Source organism: Pseudomonas sp. KH_024_B2 (assembly GCF_057839965.1).
Genome location: NZ_CM174502.1, coordinates 4,915,213 through 4,931,178, shown reverse-complemented (window position 1 = coordinate 4,931,178; position 15,966 = coordinate 4,915,213). Strand labels below are relative to the sequence as shown.

The 15,966-nt window shown below is 59.5% G+C and carries 15 protein-coding genes; 4 read left to right on the top strand and 11 right to left on the bottom strand.

The features are described 5' to 3' along the window. Positions 1–61 precede the first annotated feature (61 nt). Genes AC3I0A_RS22905 through tldD form a run of 3 tightly spaced genes read left to right on the top strand, consistent with a single transcriptional unit; the run spans position 62 to position 6,233 of the window. Entirely contained in the window at positions 62–3,865 is a 3,804-nt protein-coding gene (locus AC3I0A_RS22905; RefSeq protein ID WP_489374862.1) for a YhdP family protein, read from the top strand. 58 nt (positions 3,866–3,923) lie between these two features. Beyond that, positions 3,924–4,772 carry a carbon-nitrogen hydrolase family protein gene (locus AC3I0A_RS22900; protein ID WP_489374861.1) on the top strand — a complete coding sequence of 283 codons (849 nt, stop codon included), beginning with the start codon at positions 3,924–3,926 and terminating at the stop codon, positions 4,770–4,772. Between the two features lie 18 nt (positions 4,773–4,790). Next, a complete protein-coding gene (gene tldD / locus AC3I0A_RS22895; protein WP_489374860.1) occupies positions 4,791–6,233 on the top strand; it encodes a metalloprotease TldD in 1,443 nt (480 codons plus the stop codon). A gap of 56 nt (positions 6,234–6,289) precedes the next feature. Here the strand turns inward: tldD and yjgA are convergent, their stop codons facing one another. After that, a complete protein-coding gene (yjgA, locus tag AC3I0A_RS22890) occupies positions 6,290–6,811 on the bottom strand; it encodes a ribosome biogenesis factor YjgA (protein ID WP_489374859.1) in 522 nt (173 codons plus the stop codon). A 108-nt stretch (positions 6,812–6,919) separates the two neighbouring features. Between yjgA and pmbA the strand changes: the two genes are divergently transcribed. Beyond that, a complete protein-coding gene (gene pmbA / locus AC3I0A_RS22885) occupies positions 6,920–8,266 on the top strand; it encodes a metalloprotease PmbA (protein WP_489374858.1) in 1,347 nt (448 codons plus the stop codon). Positions 8,267–8,544: 278 nt separating this feature from the next. Here pmbA and AC3I0A_RS22880 read toward each other — a convergent pair whose 3' ends face one another. From AC3I0A_RS22880 to AC3I0A_RS22835, 10 genes are all read right to left on the bottom strand, one after another. Further along, on the bottom strand, positions 8,545–8,820 hold the full coding sequence (locus AC3I0A_RS22880; RefSeq protein WP_489374857.1) for an HPr family phosphocarrier protein: 276 nt from the start codon (positions 8,818–8,820) through the stop codon (positions 8,545–8,547). 15 nt (positions 8,821–8,835) lie between these two features. Further along, on the bottom strand, positions 8,836–9,693 hold the full coding sequence (gene rapZ, locus AC3I0A_RS22875; RefSeq protein ID WP_489374856.1) for an RNase adapter RapZ: 858 nt from the start codon (positions 9,691–9,693) through the stop codon (positions 8,836–8,838). A gap of 2 nt (positions 9,694–9,695) precedes the next feature. Then, a complete protein-coding gene (gene ptsN / locus AC3I0A_RS22870) occupies positions 9,696–10,160 on the bottom strand; it encodes a PTS IIA-like nitrogen regulatory protein PtsN (RefSeq protein ID WP_489374855.1) in 465 nt (154 codons plus the stop codon). A gap of 12 nt (positions 10,161–10,172) precedes the next feature. After that, positions 10,173–10,481, bottom strand: coding sequence for a ribosome hibernation-promoting factor, HPF/YfiA family (hpf, locus tag AC3I0A_RS22865; RefSeq protein WP_150805857.1), 309 nt, complete (start codon positions 10,479–10,481; stop codon positions 10,173–10,175). A 119-nt stretch (positions 10,482–10,600) separates the two neighbouring features. Further along, positions 10,601–12,094 (bottom strand): RNA polymerase factor sigma-54, encoded by a 1,494-nt coding sequence (locus tag AC3I0A_RS22860; protein WP_489374854.1) that lies wholly within the window; start codon positions 12,092–12,094, stop codon positions 10,601–10,603. Positions 12,095–12,362: 268 nt separating this feature from the next. Next, positions 12,363–13,088, bottom strand: coding sequence for an LPS export ABC transporter ATP-binding protein (gene lptB / locus AC3I0A_RS22855; protein ID WP_489359425.1), 726 nt, complete (start codon positions 13,086–13,088; stop codon positions 12,363–12,365). Continuing rightward, complete coding sequence (gene lptA, locus AC3I0A_RS22850) at positions 13,088–13,633, bottom strand: lipopolysaccharide transport periplasmic protein LptA (RefSeq protein WP_489374853.1); 546 nt, start codon at positions 13,631–13,633, stop codon at positions 13,088–13,090. Before lptA ends, lptB begins: the two co-directional genes overlap by 1 nt. After that, on the bottom strand, positions 13,620–14,192 hold the full coding sequence (gene lptC / locus AC3I0A_RS22845) for an LPS export ABC transporter periplasmic protein LptC (RefSeq protein ID WP_489374852.1): 573 nt from the start codon (positions 14,190–14,192) through the stop codon (positions 13,620–13,622). Before lptC ends, lptA begins: the two co-directional genes overlap by 14 nt. A gap of 8 nt (positions 14,193–14,200) precedes the next feature. Next, complete coding sequence (locus AC3I0A_RS22840; RefSeq protein ID WP_489374851.1) at positions 14,201–14,725, bottom strand: KdsC family phosphatase; 525 nt, start codon at positions 14,723–14,725, stop codon at positions 14,201–14,203. After that, positions 14,725–15,699 carry a KpsF/GutQ family sugar-phosphate isomerase gene (locus AC3I0A_RS22835; protein ID WP_489374850.1) on the bottom strand — a complete coding sequence of 325 codons (975 nt, stop codon included), beginning with the start codon at positions 15,697–15,699 and terminating at the stop codon, positions 14,725–14,727. Before AC3I0A_RS22835 ends, AC3I0A_RS22840 begins: the two co-directional genes overlap by 1 nt. Between the last annotated feature and the right edge of the window lie 267 nt (positions 15,700–15,966).

Sequence of the window (15,966 nt, the reverse complement as noted above, 5' to 3'; positions counted from 1 at the left end):
CATTTATTGGGCGCGGCGGGCTTCAGCGTTTGCATGACTACTGCCTTGGGGGCCACCTGACATGGAGCGTCTGATACGCTTTTTCGCTGCTCTGACCCGCTGGGGTCTGGGGCTTTGCGCGTTGTTGTTGGTGTTGACGGCGCTGTACGTCAGCCTTGGCCGCGAACTCATTCCGCTGGTCGCCGAGTATCGCGCTGAGGTCGAGGCCAAGGCGCGCGAAACACTGGATATGCCATTGAGCATCGGCAGCCTTGAAGGCAGCTGGAGCGGTTTGGCGCCCATTCTGTTGGCCCACGATGTGATGGTCGGCAAGGGTGCCAATGCGTTGCGCCTGGACCAGGTGCGGGTGGTGCCGGATGTCTGGGCCAGCCTGCTGGCTCGCGAAGTCCGTATCGCCCATCTCGAACTCAGCGGTCTGAAACTAAACCTGAAGGAAGACCAGGACGGCCATTGGGCGCTTGATGGATTGCCGGTTCAACAGGATCAACCTGTTGATCCCGAGCAATTGCTCAATCACATGCAAATGGTTTCTCAGCTGTCGGTGCTGGACAGCCAGGTCACTTTGCAACCGTTCAACGAAACCCCGCTGACCCTGACGTATGTCGGTCTGAACCTTAAAACCGGCGCAACCCGCCAGCGTCTCGACGCCCGCTTGACCCTGCCTGACGGTCAGCCCGTGGCCCTGAGCCTGCGCACTCGTCTGCGCGCCAGCCAATGGCGCGAGGGTGAAGCGGATGCTTACCTGAGCCTGCCGCAAAGTGACTGGTCGCGCTGGCTGCCGGCGCGGTTGACCCGGCAATGGACGTTTTCCGAGTTCAAGGCCGGTGGCGAATTTTGGCTGAGCTGGGGCAAGGGCACCGTGCAAAGTGCTGTCGTGCGCCTCAATGCTCCGCAAGTCAAAGGCGCCTACGCCGAGCGCAAACCGCTAAAAATCCAGAATCTGGCGCTCAATGCCTGGTTCCAGCGCAGCGACCAAGGCTTCAACGTTCTCCTCGATTCGCTGGCCATGAACCTCGACGAAACCCGTTGGGAGTCGCATGTGCAGCTCCAGCAGTTCGCCGCGACCGAAAAAGCCGAAGAGCGCTGGCATGTTCAGGCCGATCGCCTCGATCTGACGCCGATCACGCCGGTGCTGGATGCCCTGGTACCGGTGCCGGAGAAGGTTGCGGTGGTTATCGACAACCTCAAGGTCACCGGGGTCTTGCGCAACGTGCTGCTCGACTACCGTCCGCAGGCGACCGACGACCAGCGCGTCAGCTTCGCCGCCAATCTTGAACGTGTGGGTTTCAACGCCTATCACGGTGCTCCGGCGGCTCGAAACGTCAGCGGCAGCATCAGCGGCGACCTCGGCCAAGGCGAGCTGCGCATGGACAGCAAGGACTTTTCCCTGCATCTGGACCCGATCTTCGCCAAGCCATGGCAGTACATTCAGGCCAATGCGCGGCTGACCTGGAAGCTCAATAAAGAAGGCCTCACCCTCATCTCGCCGTACCTGAAAGTACTCGGCGAGGAGGGCAAGATTGCCGGTGACTTCCTGATCCGCCTGTATTTCGATCAAGCCCAGGAAGACTACATGGACCTGCGGGTCGGCCTGGTCGATGGCGATGGTCGTTACACCGCCAAGTACCTGCCCAAACTGCTCGGCCCCGCCCTGGATGAGTGGTTGCGCACGGCAATTCTCAAGGGCGCGGTAGATGAAGGCTTCTTCCAGTATCAGGGCTCGTTGAGCCATGAAGTCACCGGTGCAGAGCGCAGCATCAGTCTGTTCTTCAAGGTGCACGACGCCGAACTGGCGTTCCAGCCGGGCTGGCCGCATGTCAGCAAGGTCAGCGGTGATGTGTTCATCGAAGACAGCGGTGTACGGATCCTGGCCAGCAAGGGCCAATTGCTCGATACCCAGGTTCGCGATATCTACGTCAGTATCCCCCATGTCCCCGCCGGCCAAACCAGCCGCCTGTTTCTCGATGGCAAGTTCGCGGGTGGCCTGGGCGACGGCTTGAAAATTCTGCAGGAGGCGCCGATCGGCACCGCCGCAGCCTTTGCCGGTTGGCAGGGCGAAGGTGACTTGCAGGGCAAGTTGAAACTGGATATTGCGCTGGTCAAAGGCGAGTTGCCGAAAATCCTGGTGGATTTCAAGACCGCCAAGGCTCGGCTGAAACTGAGCGAGCCAGAACTTGAACTTAGTCAGCTCAAGGGTGATTTCCGCTTTGACAGCAGCAAAGGTTTGAGTGGGCAGGGCATCACTGCGCAAGTCTTCGACCAGCCTGTTACCGCACAGATTTTTGCCGATGGTAGAGAGGGCAAGCTCAACACTCGCGTCGTCGCCAAGGGCCAGGTGGCGGTGAAGAAACTCACTGACTGGCTGAAAGTCAGCCAGCCGCTGCCGGTTACTGGCGATCTGCCTTATCAATTGCAGCTGAGGCTCGACGGCGCCGACAGCCAGCTCATGGTCAACTCCAGCCTCAAGGGCGTTACGGTGGATCTGCCTGCACCTTTCGGCATGTCAGCCAGTGAAAGTCGCGACACTGTATTTCGTATGACCCTGCAAGGGCCTGAGCGGCGTTACTGGGTCAACTACGGCGATCTCGCCAGCCTCACCTTCGCCGCGCCGAGCGGCAGCATCGCCGATGGTCGGGGCGAGCTGTTTCTCGGTGCCGGGAATGCGTCGTTACCGGGTGCCAAAGGCCTGCGTGTACGCGGCGCGCTGTCCGAGCTGGATCTAGAGCCCTGGAAAGCCTTGGTCGATCGCTATGCCGGGCAAGACCCCGGTGGCAGCGCCAAGCAGCTGCTGAGCAGCGCCGACGTTCAGGTGGGCAAGCTCAGTGCATTGGGCACCACACTCGATCAGGTCTCGCTGCAGTTGAATCGCAAACCGAGCGCCTGGGCTTTGCAGGTCGATAGCCAGCAGGCCAAGGGCAGTATCGGCATTCCCGATGCCAAGGCCGCGCCGGTGGCGATCAATCTGCAATATGTGCGTTTGCCTGCGGTAGATCCAAAAGTTCAGGCCGACGAAAACTCGCCGGACCCTTTAGCGTCAGTCGATCCGACGAAAATCCCGGCGCTGGATATCTCAATTAGCCAGCTGTTCCAGGGTAATGACCTGATCGGCGCCTGGTCACTCAAGGTGCGTCCAACCGCCAAGGGGATCGCCCTCAACAACCTGGATCTGGGCCTCAGGGGCATGGTGTTGCAGGGCACTGGCGGCTGGGAAGGTCTGCCTGGAGCCAGCAACAGTTGGTACAAGGGCCGTCTGGGCGGTAAGAATCTTGCCGATGTGCTCAAGGGTTGGGGCTATGCGCCTACGGTGACCAGCGAAGATTTTCATATGGATGTGGACGGTCGCTGGCCGGGCTCGCCAGCCTGGGCCGCGCTCAAGCGCTTTTCCGGCAGTCTCGATGCAACGTTGCGCAAAGGTCAGGTCGTCGAAGTCGAAGGCGGCGCCCAGGCGTTGCGGGTGTTTGGTCTGCTCAACTTCAATTCGATCGGTCGGCGCCTGCGGCTGGACTTCTCTGATCTGTTCGGCAAAGGCTTGAGTTACGACCGGGTAAAAGGCCTGCTGGTGGCCACTAACGGGGTGTACGTGACCCGTGAGCCGATCACGTTGACCGGGCCGTCGAGCAATCTGGAGCTCAATGGCACGCTGGATCTGGTTGCCGATCAGGTCGATGCCAAGCTGCTGGTGACATTGCCGCTGACCAACAACCTGCCGATCGCCGCCTTGATCGTCGGTGCGCCGGCGATTGGCGGTGCGTTGTTTCTCATCGACAAGCTGATCGGTGATCGCGTGGCGCGTTTCGCCAGCGTGAAATACGACGTCAAGGGCCGGTGGAAAGAGCCGAAAATTACCTACGACAAGCCTTTTTGAAAAACCACGATACAAGCCTATGGAGTAGCATGGCTGCATCCCTTTCAAGGAATACGCCATGTCTCTTGCGGTGATTCAAATGGTCAGCCAGAGCGACGTGCTGGCCAATCTGGCTCAGGCCCGACGCTTGCTTGAGCAAGCCGCGGCCGGCGGTGCCCGGCTCGCGGTGCTGCCGGAAAACTTCGCGGCCATGGGCCGCCGGGACATCGCCGATATCGGGCGTGCCGAAGCCTTGGGCGACGGTCCGATCCTGCCCTGGTTGAAACAGACCGCTCGCGACCTCACCTTATGGATAGTGGCCGGCACCTTGCCGTTGCCGCCCAGGGATCAGCCCGGCGGCAAGGTCAATGCCTGCTCCCTGTTGATCGACGAACATGGCGAGGCGGTGGCGCGTTACGACAAACTGCATTTGTTCGATGTGGATGTTGCCGACAATTGCGGGCGTTATCGTGAGTCCGATGACTATGCTCATGGAGACGCGGTAGTGGTTGCGGACACGCCCGTCGGCCGAGTGGGCCTGACGGTGTGTTACGACCTGCGCTTCCCGGAGTTGTACAGTGAGTTGCGCGCAGCCGGCGCCGAGTTGATCACCGCGCCGTCAGCATTTACTGCGGTGACCGGCGCGGCTCATTGGGAGGTGCTGATTCGTGCACGGGCTATCGAGACTCAGTGTTATGTGTTGGCGGCCGCCCAGGGTGGGACTCACCCGGGACCGCGAGAAACCTATGGTCATGCCGCGATTATCGACCCTTGGGGGCGTGTGCTGGCTGAACAGGATCAAGGCGAGGCCGTGCTGCTGGCCGAACGCGATAGCAGCGAACAGGCGTCCATACGGGCGCGGATGCCGGTGGCCAGCCATCGGCGCTTTTTCTCGCAGGGCGCGCAGCGACCTGCCTCAGAACGATGAATTTAAGGCGCAAAGCATATGAGCGAGTTGTTGTCCTCAGTCAGTGAACACCTTTTAGCGCCCGGCGGCGTGACCATCGAAAGCCTGCAAGCAGTGCTCGGCGATCTGGCCGGGCCGGGCATCGATGCCGCCGACCTGTATTTCCAGGGGCAGATTTCCGAGACCTGGGCGCTGGAAGACGGCATCGTCAAGGAAGGTAGCTTCAACCTCGACCAAGGGGTCGGCGTGCGTGCGCAATCGGGCGAGAAGACCGGTTTTGCCTACAGCAACGCCATTACCCTCGAAGCCCTGGGTCTGGCCGCCCGTGCTGCCCGTTCGATCTCCCGTGCCGGGCAGAATGGCACCGTGCAGGCATTCAGCACTCAGGACGTGGCTCAGCTCTACGCGCCGGACAACCCACTGGAAGTCATCAGCCGCGCCGAAAAGGTCGAGCTGCTCAAGCGTATCGATGCCGCGACCCGGTTGCTGGACCCACGCATTCAACAAGTCACCGTGAGCATGGCCGGGGTCTGGGAGCGGATTCTGGTGGCGTCCACCGATGGCAGCCTGGCGGCTGACGTGCGACCGCTGGTGCGGTTCAATGTCAGCGTCATCGTCGAACAGAACGGTCGTCGCGAACGCGGTGGTCATGGCGGCGGCGGCCGTACCGATTACCGTTATTTCCTCGGCGAGGACCGCGCCATGGGCTATGCCCGTGAAGCGCTGCGTCAGGCGCTGGTCAACCTCGAAGCGATTCCGGCACCGGCTGGCACTTTGCCGGTGGTCCTCGGTTCCGGCTGGTCTGGCGTGCTGTTGCATGAGGCGGTAGGTCACGGTCTGGAAGGCGACTTCAACCGTAAAGGCGCCTCGGCTTACAGCGGCCGCATGGGTGAAATGGTTGCTTCCAGACTCTGCACCATTGTCGACGATGGCACTCTGGCCGGTCGCCGTGGCTCCTTGAGCATCGACGACGAGGGCACTCCAACCGAGTGCACCACGCTGATCGAAAACGGCGTGCTCAAAGGCTATATGCAGGACAAGCTCAATGCCCGACTGATGGGCGTGGCCCGCACCGGCAACGGTCGTCGCGAGTCTTATGCGCATCTGCCGATGCCGCGGATGACCAACACCTACATGCTCGCTGGCGAAAGCGATCCGGCCGAAATCATCGCCTCGGTGAAGAGGGGCATCTACTGCGCCAACCTCGGCGGCGGTCAGGTGGACATCACCAGCGGCAAATTCGTGTTCTCCACCAGCGAGGCCTATTTGATCGAAGACGGCAAAATCACCGCGCCGGTCAAAGGTGCGACCTTGATTGGTAACGGGCCGGAAGCCATGAGCAGAGTGTCGATGGTCGGTAACGACCTGGCGCTGGACAGCGGTGTGGGGACGTGTGGCAAGGATGGGCAGTCGGTGCCGGTGGGTGTCGGCCAGCCAACCTTGAAAATTGACGCGATCACCGTAGGTGGCACGGGCGGGTGAAGTGGAGCCTTGGGTGGGCGAACCGCAACGCGGCACAACCCACCCGGGGTCGAAGACTAACGCAGGCCGCGTTGTGTCTCGTCCAGCTCACGGATGTACTTGAAGATTTTTCGGCTGGCAGCAGGTGGCTTGGTATGCGCAAGCTCATGCTGGGCCTGACGGATCAAGGAGCGCAGTTGCTGGCGATCCGCGTCCGGGTAGTCGAGGACGAACTTCTCCAGGACGCCGTCATCGCCCGCGATCAAGCGATCGCGCCAGCGTTCCAGGCCGTGGAAACGTTCGTTGTACTGCCGAGTGGAGGCATCGAGTTGATCGAGCAAGGCCAGAATGGCGTCAGTATCCTGATCGCGCATCAGTTTGCCGATGAACATGAGGTGCCGTTTACGCGCGATATTCGCGGTGTGCTTGGGCGCATCGTTCAGAGCCCGGCGCAAGGCGTCGGTCAATGGCAGTTTTGCCAGCAAGTCAGGCTTGAGTGTTGTAAGGCGCTCGCCGAGGTCAACCAGAGCATGCAGCTCACGTTTGACCTGGGATTTGCTTTTCTCCCCATCGAGGGAGTCGTCGTAAGAATCAACCATGGTGGCAGTCCGCAAAGAAACGCCGCCATGATAACCAGTCGGGGGCCGCTTGTCCGGCCCGGTCGCTCGAAGGCCTTAACCGAAAGCAGAATTTGAGTGGAGAACACCATGAGTGCAGCAGAAAGCGTCGGCCCACAAGCTTTGCCGGCACTGCAGGAACAAGTCGAGCAGATCATCGCCGAGGCCAAGCGCCAGGGCGCCAGTGCCTGTGAAGTGGCGGTGTCGCTGGAGCAGGGCCTGTCGACCACGGTGCGTCAGCGGGAAGTCGAAACCGTTGAGTTCAACCGCGACCAGGGCTTTGGCATCACCTTGTATGTGGGGCAGCGCAAAGGCTCGGCCAGCACCTCGGCCAGCGGTCCGGAGGCGATTCGCGAAACCGTCGCCGCGGCACTGGCCATCGCCAAACACACCTCGGAAGACGAAAGCTCGGGTCTGGCCGATGCCGCCTTGATGGCCAGGGACTTGCCGGATTTCGACCTGTTCCACGCCTGGGACATTACCCCGGAACAAGCCATCGAGCAGGCATTGGCCTGTGAAGCGGCAGCGTTTGCCGCCGACAGCCGGATCAAGAACGCCGATGGCACCACCTTGAACACCCATCAGGGCTGCCGGGTGTATGGCAACAGCCACGGGTTTGTCGGCGGTTACGCGTCGACCCGGCACAGCCTGAGCTGCGTGATGATTGCCGAAGCCGACGGTCAGATGCAGCGCGATTACTGGTATGACATGAATCGCCAGGGTGAACTGCTGGCCGATCCGGTCAGCATCGGCCAGCGTGCTGCGCAACGGGCAGCGAGCCGTCTGGGCGCGCGTCCGGTTCCCACCTGCGAAGTGCCGGTGCTGTTTTCCGCAGAACTGGCCGGTGGTCTGTTCGGCAGCTTTCTGGGGGCGATCTCCGGCGGCAATCTGTACCGTAAATCGTCGTTCCTCGAAGGCACGCTGGGTCAGCGGTTGTTCCCTGAGTGGTTGACCCTTGATGAACGCCCGCACTTGATGCGCGGCCTGGGCAGCTCGGCGTTCGATGGCGACGGCCTGGCAACGTATGCCAAGCCTTTCGTCGAAAACGGTCATTTGGTTTCTTATGTGCTGGGGACTTACTCCGGTCGCAAGCTGGGCATGCCAAGCACCGCCAACGCTGGTGGCGTGCATAACCTGTTCGTCACCCATGGCGACGAAGACCAGGCTGCGCTGTTGCGGCGGATGGGCCGCGGGCTGTTGGTCACCGAGTTGATGGGGCAGGGCTTGAACATGGTGACTGGCGACTATTCCCGTGGCGCCGCGGGCTTCTGGGTCGAGAACGGCGAGATTCAGTTCGCGGTGCAGGAAGTGACTATCGCCGGCAATATGCGCGACATGTTCCAGCAGATTATCGCGGTCGGTAATGACCTGGAATTGCGCAGCAATATCCGCACGGGTTCGGTGTTGATCGAGCGGATGACTGTTGCTGGCAGCTAAACGACCACAGCTTCAAAAAAAGGCGTGTCACCCAATGGGTGGCACACCTTTTTTGTGGGCGTCAGCGCGAGATCTGTGGCGAGGGGGCAAGCCCCAATGCCAGCCAGTTAACGTAAGTCTTTAGTCTGGTGAGTACTCGTGGCGAGGGAGCTTGCTCCCGCTGGGCTGCGAAGCGGCCCCAAAACCTGCAACTTCATTTTTCCAGGCACACCGCATCGACTGGGTTACGACTGCTTCGCAGCCGAGCGGGAGCAAGCTCCCTCGCCACAGGGTAGGTATTACTCGCCTTCGTCGAAATAGCGGTTGATCAAATCGACCAGCGCGTCCAGCGCTTCCTGCTCCTGCTCACCTTCAGTGCTCAGGTGGACTTTCGTCCCTTTGCCGGCAGCCAGCATCATCATGGCCATGATGCTTTTACCGTCGACCGTGGATTCGGGTGTGCGTCCTACTCTGATCGTGCAATCCTTGAACTGACCGGCAACGCCAACGAATTTTGCAGAAGCGCGGGCGTGCAGGCCCAGCTTGTTGATGATTTCAATTTCCAGAGCAGGCATCGCGATGTGGATCCTTTAGCTTAGGTCGCGGTGGCGAACCTGGACATTCTTCAGGGACTTCTGCAGGGCCTGGCCCAGACGTTCGGTCAGGTAGACGGAGCGGTGATGCCCGCCAGTGCAGCCAATGGCGATGGTAACGTAGGCGCGGTTGCTGGCGGCAAAACGGGGCAGCCACTTCAGCAGATACGTTGAGATATCCTGGTACATTTCCTCGACATCCGGCTGAGCAGCCAGATAGTCGGCGACCGACTGATCCAGCCCGGATTGCTCGCGCAACTCCGGTTTCCAATAAGGATTGGGCAAGCAGCGTACATCGAACACCAGGTCGGCATCGACCGGCATACCGCGCTTGAAGCCGAAGGATTCGACCAGAAATGCCGTGCCCGGCTCCGGCTGGTTCAGCAGGCGAAGCTTGATGGTGTCACGCAACTGATACAGGTTCAGATGAGTGGTGTTGATCTTGAGGTCGGCGAGGTCGGCAATCGGCCCAAGCAGATTGGTTTCATCTTCAATGGCTTCGGCGAGGGATCGATTGGCGGTGCTCAGGGGGTGGCGCCGACGGGTTTCCGAGAAACGCTTGAGCAGGGTTTCTTCATCGGCATCCAGATACAACACATCGCATTGGATGTGCCGGCTGCGCACTTCTTCCAGAAGCTCCGGAAAACGCGACAGATGGCTGGGCAAGTTGCGTGCGTCGATGGATACCGCAACCAGCGGTTGCGCCAGTTCGGTATGAATCAACGCGCGTTCGGCCAGTTCTGGAAGCAGGCCTGCCGGCAGGTTGTCGATGCAGTAGTAACCGTTGTCCTCCAATACATCGAGGGCGGTGCTTTTACCCGAGCCGGATCGGCCGCTGACGATAATCAAACGCATGATTAGTGACCGTTCTGCTCGTCCAGGACAACCTGGTACAGGGCTTCATTAGTTGCGGCGCTGCGAAGTTTTTCGCGCACTTCCTTGCGATCAAGCATGCTGGCAATTTGCCGAAGCAGTTCCAGGTGCGCATCGGTAGCGGCTTGCGGGACCAGCAGGACAAACAGCAGATCGACCGGGGCGCCATCGATGGCGTCGAAATCTATGGGGGCGTCCAGGTGCATCAAGGCACTGATGGGCGAGGTGCAGCCTTTGAGGCGGCAGTGTGGAATGGCGATGCCGTTGCCAAAACCGGTGGAACCGAGTTTTTCACGGGCGATCAGGGCCTCGAAGACATCCTGCATTTCCAGATCCGGCACTTCGCGGTGGATCAGGTTGGCAATTTGTTCGAGGGCTTTCTTTTTACTGCCGCCCGACACGTTCACGCAGGAACGGCCGGGGGTCAGGATGTTTTCAAGTCGGATCATGGGTTGGGAGTGTTAACGACCTGTTGCGCCCTGGAGGACACTTTGGGTCTTTTCCTTATGCTTTTTGAGTTGGCGATCCAGCTTGTCGGTGAGTGCATCGATCGCCGCGTACATGTCTTCATGTTCGGCGTTGGCGACCACTTCATTGCCGGGGATATGCAAGGTAGCTTCGATTTTCTGCTTCAGCTTCTCGACCGTCATCGTGACTTGCACGTTGGTGATCTTGTCGAAATGCCTTTCCAATCGCTCCAGCTTTTCGCCGATGTAGGCGCGCAGAGGTTCGGTCACTTCCAGTTGGTGTCCACTGATGTTGACTTGCATACAGCTTCTCCTTCGTTGCCAGTGCATAAGGCGGCAGGCTGGGTTGCCTGCCACTAGGCTGTGTCCGAAAACTGCCTGCGAGTTTTCGAACGCACCCTGGAACGCTGTGGCGTGGCCCGTTACATCAACCGCTTGCGTTCGCTCGAAGGCGCAATCCCAAGGGATTCACGGTACTTGGCGACGGTGCGGCGGGCTACCTGAATGCCTTGTGCCTCCAGTAAACCAGCGATCTTGCTGTCACTCAACGGCTTTTTCTGATTTTCCGCTGCGACCAGTTTTTTGATGATCGCGCGGATCGCTGTGGACGAGCATTCACCGCCTTCAGAGGTGCTGACGTGGCTGGAAAAAAAGTATTTCAGTTCGTAGATACCCCGTGGGGTATGCATGAATTTCTGGGTGGTGACCCGGGAAATCGTCGATTCGTGCATGCCCACCGCTTCGGCGATGTCATGCAGCACCAGCGGTTTCATCGCCTCATCGCCGTACTCGAGAAAGCCGCGCTGATGCTCGACGATCTGGGTGGCGACTTTCATCAGGGTTTCGTTGCGGCTTTGCAGGCTCTTGATGAACCAGCGGGCTTCCTGCAACTGGTTGCGCATGAAGGTGTTGTCGGCGCTGGTGTCAGCGCGACGCACGAAACCGGCGTACTGCGGGTTGACCCGCAGGCGCGGCACGGATTCCTGATTCAGCTCCACCAGCCAGCGTTCGTTGTCCTTGCGCACGATCACGTCGGGGACGACATACTCGGCTTCACTGGACTCGATTTGCGAGCCCGGGCGCGGGTTGAGGCTTTGCACCAACTCGATGATCTGCCGCAGCTCGTCTTCCTTGAGTTTCATGCGACGCATCAGCTGGCTGTAGTCGCGGCTGCCGAGCAGGTCGATGAAGTCGCTGACCAGGCGTTTGGCCTCGGTCAGCCAAGGGGTCTTGGCGGGCAATTGACGCAGTTGCAGCAACAGGCACTCGCTCAGATTGCGCGCACCGATACCGGCCGGCTCGAATTGCTGGATGCGATGCAGGACGGCTTCAATCTCGTCCAGTTCGATATCCAGCTCCGGGTCGAAGGCTTCGAGGATTTCCTCGAGCGTCTCGTCCAGGTATCCCTGATTGTTGATGCAATCGATCAGGGTCACGCCAATCAGGCGATCGGTGTCGGACATCGGGGCCAGGTTCAGTTGCCAGAGCAAATGGCTCTGCAGGCTCTCACCGGCCGATGTGCGGGTGGTGAAGTCCCATTCGTCGTCATCGTTGCTCGGCAGGCTGCTGGCGCTGGTCTGGTAAACATCTTCCCAGGCAGTATCGACCGGCAGTTCGTTGGGGATGCGCTCGTTCCAGTCACCTTCCTCGAGGTTATCCACCGTTGGGGCGGTTTCCTGATAGGAGGGTTCCTGAATATCGGTATTGGGTTTCTGCTCGACGTTGTCGGCCATAGGGTCGGCGTTATCGAAGTCGTCGCCTTCTTCCTGGCGTTCGAGCATCGGATTGGACTCCAATGCCTCCTGGATTTCCTGTTGCAGGTCCAGGGTCGACAATTGGAGCAGGCGGATGGCCTGTTGCAGCTGCGGTGTCATCGTCAGCTGCTGGCCCATTCTCAAGACAAGCGATGGTTTCATGGCAGGGGCTTAACACCTTATTCGCCGGCGCGCATGCGCCATCCACTACAGGGCGCCGAAGCGCCAAACATAAGCAAATTATATGCCTGAAGCGGGAGTGTTTGCCTAGAGCGCTGTAACAATAAATTTTTATAAGGCTTTATTGAGGTAGCGCTCTGGTGATTGGCTGAACACCTTGGGGCGAGTGTTTGCCTAGAGCACTGTAACAATAAATTTTTATCAGGTTTTATTGCTACCGGCGCTCTGGTGACTAGCCAGTCGCCTCGACTTACAGGCGGAACTCATGGCCCAGATACACTTCCTTGACCAGTTCGTTGGCCAGGATGGTTTCAGAGTCGCCTTCGGCGATCAGTTGGCCGTCGTTGACGATGTAGGCGGTCTCGCAGATATCCAGGGTTTCACGGACGTTGTGGTCGGTGATCAACACGCCGATACCCTTGGCCTTCAGGTGATGAATGATCTGCTTGATGTCACCCACCGAGATCGGGTCCACGCCGGCAAACGGTTCATCGAGCAGGATGAACTTCGGTGCGGTGGCCAGGGCACGGGCGATTTCCACGCGACGGCGTTCGCCGCCGGAGAGGCTCATGCCGAGGTTGTCGCGGATGTGGTGGATGTGGAATTCCTGAAGCAGGCTTTCCAGCTCCTGGCGACGCCCGGCCTTGTCGAGTTCCTTGCGGGTCTCGAGAATGGCCATGATGTTATCGGCAACCGACAGTTTGCGGAAGATCGACGCCTCTTGCGGCAGATAGCCGATACCGGCCCGTGCACGGCCGTGCATCGGCTGGTGGCTGACGTCCAGATCATCGATCAATACCCGACCCTGATCGGCCTGGACCAGCCCGACGATCATGTAGAAGCAGGTGGTCTTGCCGGCACCGTTAGGGCCGAGCAGGCCGACGATCTGACCGCTGTCGATGGACAGGCTAACGTCACGCACGACCTGACGGCTCTTGTAGCTCTTGGCCAGATGCTGAGCTTTCAGAGTTGCCATTACTGGGCCTTTTGCTCGTCGGTTTTCTTTTTCGGCTGGATGACCATGTCGATCCGTGGGCGTGGCGCAGTGACCGAACTACCGGTGGCGCGGCCTGCGTTAGCAACCTGCTTGACGGTGTCGTAGACGATTTTCTCGCCTTCGGTGGTGTTGCCGTCGTTGATCACTTTGGCACGGTCAATCAGCACGACGCGGTTTTGCGCCGCATGGTACTGGATAGTCACCGCATAACCCTGGACGGGTTTCGCGTCGGTTGGCTTTTGCAACTGCTCGAAGTAGGCCAGGTTGCCCACCGAGGTCACAACGTCGATCTCGCCGGCCGGGGTGCGGGTGATGGTCACGGTGTTGCCGGTGACCTTCATCGAGCCCTGGGTGATGATTACATCACCTTTGTAGGTGGCGATACCTTGCTTGTCGTCCAGTTGGGCGTCGTCAGCCTGAATCCGGATAGGTTGCTGGCTATCGTCCGGCAGGGCCCAGGCGCTCACGCTTCCCAGTGCTGCGCCCAGACTGAGCAAAATAGGGAGGGTTTTAACGAGCCTCATACTGTCCTCTTACGTTCGATAGCAGGTGTATCCTGCTTTCTTTCAAATACGCTTTCATTCCGTTACCAGTCGATACGCCACCAGCGCCGTCGATTCTAACGGCTTGCTCGGTCTGCGCATATTCCTTCTGGGGGAATACAGTCATACGACTACTGGTAATGATCGTCGTACGGTTTTTCTCGTCGGTACGCGCAATGCGCACCGAGTCAATCAATTCAACTTCAGTGCCGCCCGGATTGACCTCGCCACGTTCGCTCTGAATGTGCCAAGGGAATGTCGTGCCGCGATACATCTGCAGGTCGGGTTTGGTCAGCAGCGTGATGTCGGTTGCTTTCAGGTGCTCGACCTTGTCGGACGTCATTTCGTACTGCAACTTGCCATCGGGCAGAAACTGCACGCTGTGGGCGTTGATGGCGTAGTAGTCGATAGCGCTTTCGTCGACGACCGCCGTCGGCCGCTCCAGAAAGCGTTCCGGGCTGATGTTCCAGTAGCCAACGGCCGCGAACAGGGCGGCGATGACTCCGAAAATCAAAATGGTGCGAATTTTTTTGCTCAGCATAAAGGGCTCTACAGGTAGGCGGCGTTGGCCGCTTCAAGGCTGCCTTGGGCGCGCAGGATTAACTCGCAGAATTCGCGTGCCGCCCCTTCGCCGCCACGGGCGTGCGTAATGCCGTGTGCATGTTCGCGGACAAAACTGGCAGCGTTGGCGACAGCCATGCCCAAGCCGACGCGACGAATCACTGGCAGGTCGGGCAGATCGTCACCCAGGTAGGCGACTTGTTCATAGCTTAGGTTGAGCTGGGCAAGAAGCTCGTCAAGGACGACCAGTTTGTCTTCGCGGCCTTGATAAAGATGAGGAATGCCGAGATTCTTCGCTCGCCGCTCCACCACCGGGGTCTTGCGGCCGCTGATAATGGCGGTCTGCACGCCCGCGGCCATCAACATTTTGATGCCCTGGCCGTCGAGGGTGTTGAAGGTCTTGAATTCGCTGCCGTCTTCGAGAAAGTACAGGCGGCCATCGGTCAGCACGCCGTCGACGTCGAAAATCGCCAGTTTGATGTTTTTACCGCGTTGCAGCAGGTCCGTGCTCATTACATTACTCCCGCACGCAGCAAGTCGTGCATATTCAAGGCGCCAACCGGGCGATCATCGCTGTCGACCACCACCAGTGCACTGATTTTATGGTCTTCCATGATTTTCAGGGCCTGGGCTGCGAGCATCTCGGCCCGTGCGGTCTTGCCATGAACGGTCATCACTTCATCGATGGTGGCGCTGTGGATGTCAATGGTGCGATCCAGTGTGCGGCGCAAATCGCCGTCCGTGAAGATCCCGGCCAGACGCCCGTCGGCCTCGAGAATCATGGTCATGCCAAGACCTTTGCGGGTCATTTCCATCAAGGCGTCTTTGAGCAGGGTGCCGCGCTGCACTTGAGGCAGCTCCGCGCCCGAATGCATGACGTTTTCCACTTTCAGCAGCAGGCGACGGCCCAGGGCGCCCCCCGGATGAGAAAAGGCGAAGTCTTCGGCCGTAAAACCCCGTGCTTCCAGCAAGGCGACCGCAAGTGCGTCGCCCATGACCAGGGCGGCGGTGGTCGAGGACGTCGGCGCCAGGTTCAGCGGGCAGGCTTCGTGCTCGACGTGAACATTCAGATTGACCTCGGCGGCCTTGGCCAGCGCTGACTCGGGATTGCCGGTGATGCTGATCAACTGGATACCCAGACGCTTGATCAGTGGCAGCAGGGTGACGATTTCATTGGTGGAGCCAGAGTTGGACAGAGCGATGATGACGTCGTCGCGGGTAATCATGCCCATGTCGCCGTGGCTGGCTTCTGCCGGGTGTACGAAAAATGCCGTGGTGCCGGTACTGGCCAGGGTCGCGGCAATTTTATTGCCGATGTGTCCGGATTTACCCATGCCGACCACGACCACGCGGCCTTTGCTGGCCAGAATCATCTCGCAAGCGCGTACGAAATCTGCGTCGATATGAGCCAGCAAACCTTCTACGGCTTCAATCTCGAGGCGGATGGTGCGTTGTGCTGATTGAATCAGGTCGCTGGATTGGCTCATGTCAGAAATCGTATACCCAGATGAAAAGGCGGCGATTATAGCGGTTATGATTGATTCCCTCACGCAAGTTCGTCGAGCTTTATCAAGGCGCTCTTGTGCAATGGCTTTAAAAGGCGACTTTTAGCCTGTCTTGATGCTGAACAGGTCTGGCTTCGGCCTTGGGCGCTTTGCATCAGCAATGATATAGTTCGCCGCCAGTTCGGCCTGCCAGGATGTGCTTCCGACAGGGAGTCGGGCGTCCGAGTGAGAGGCTGCATCGCAAGGAGT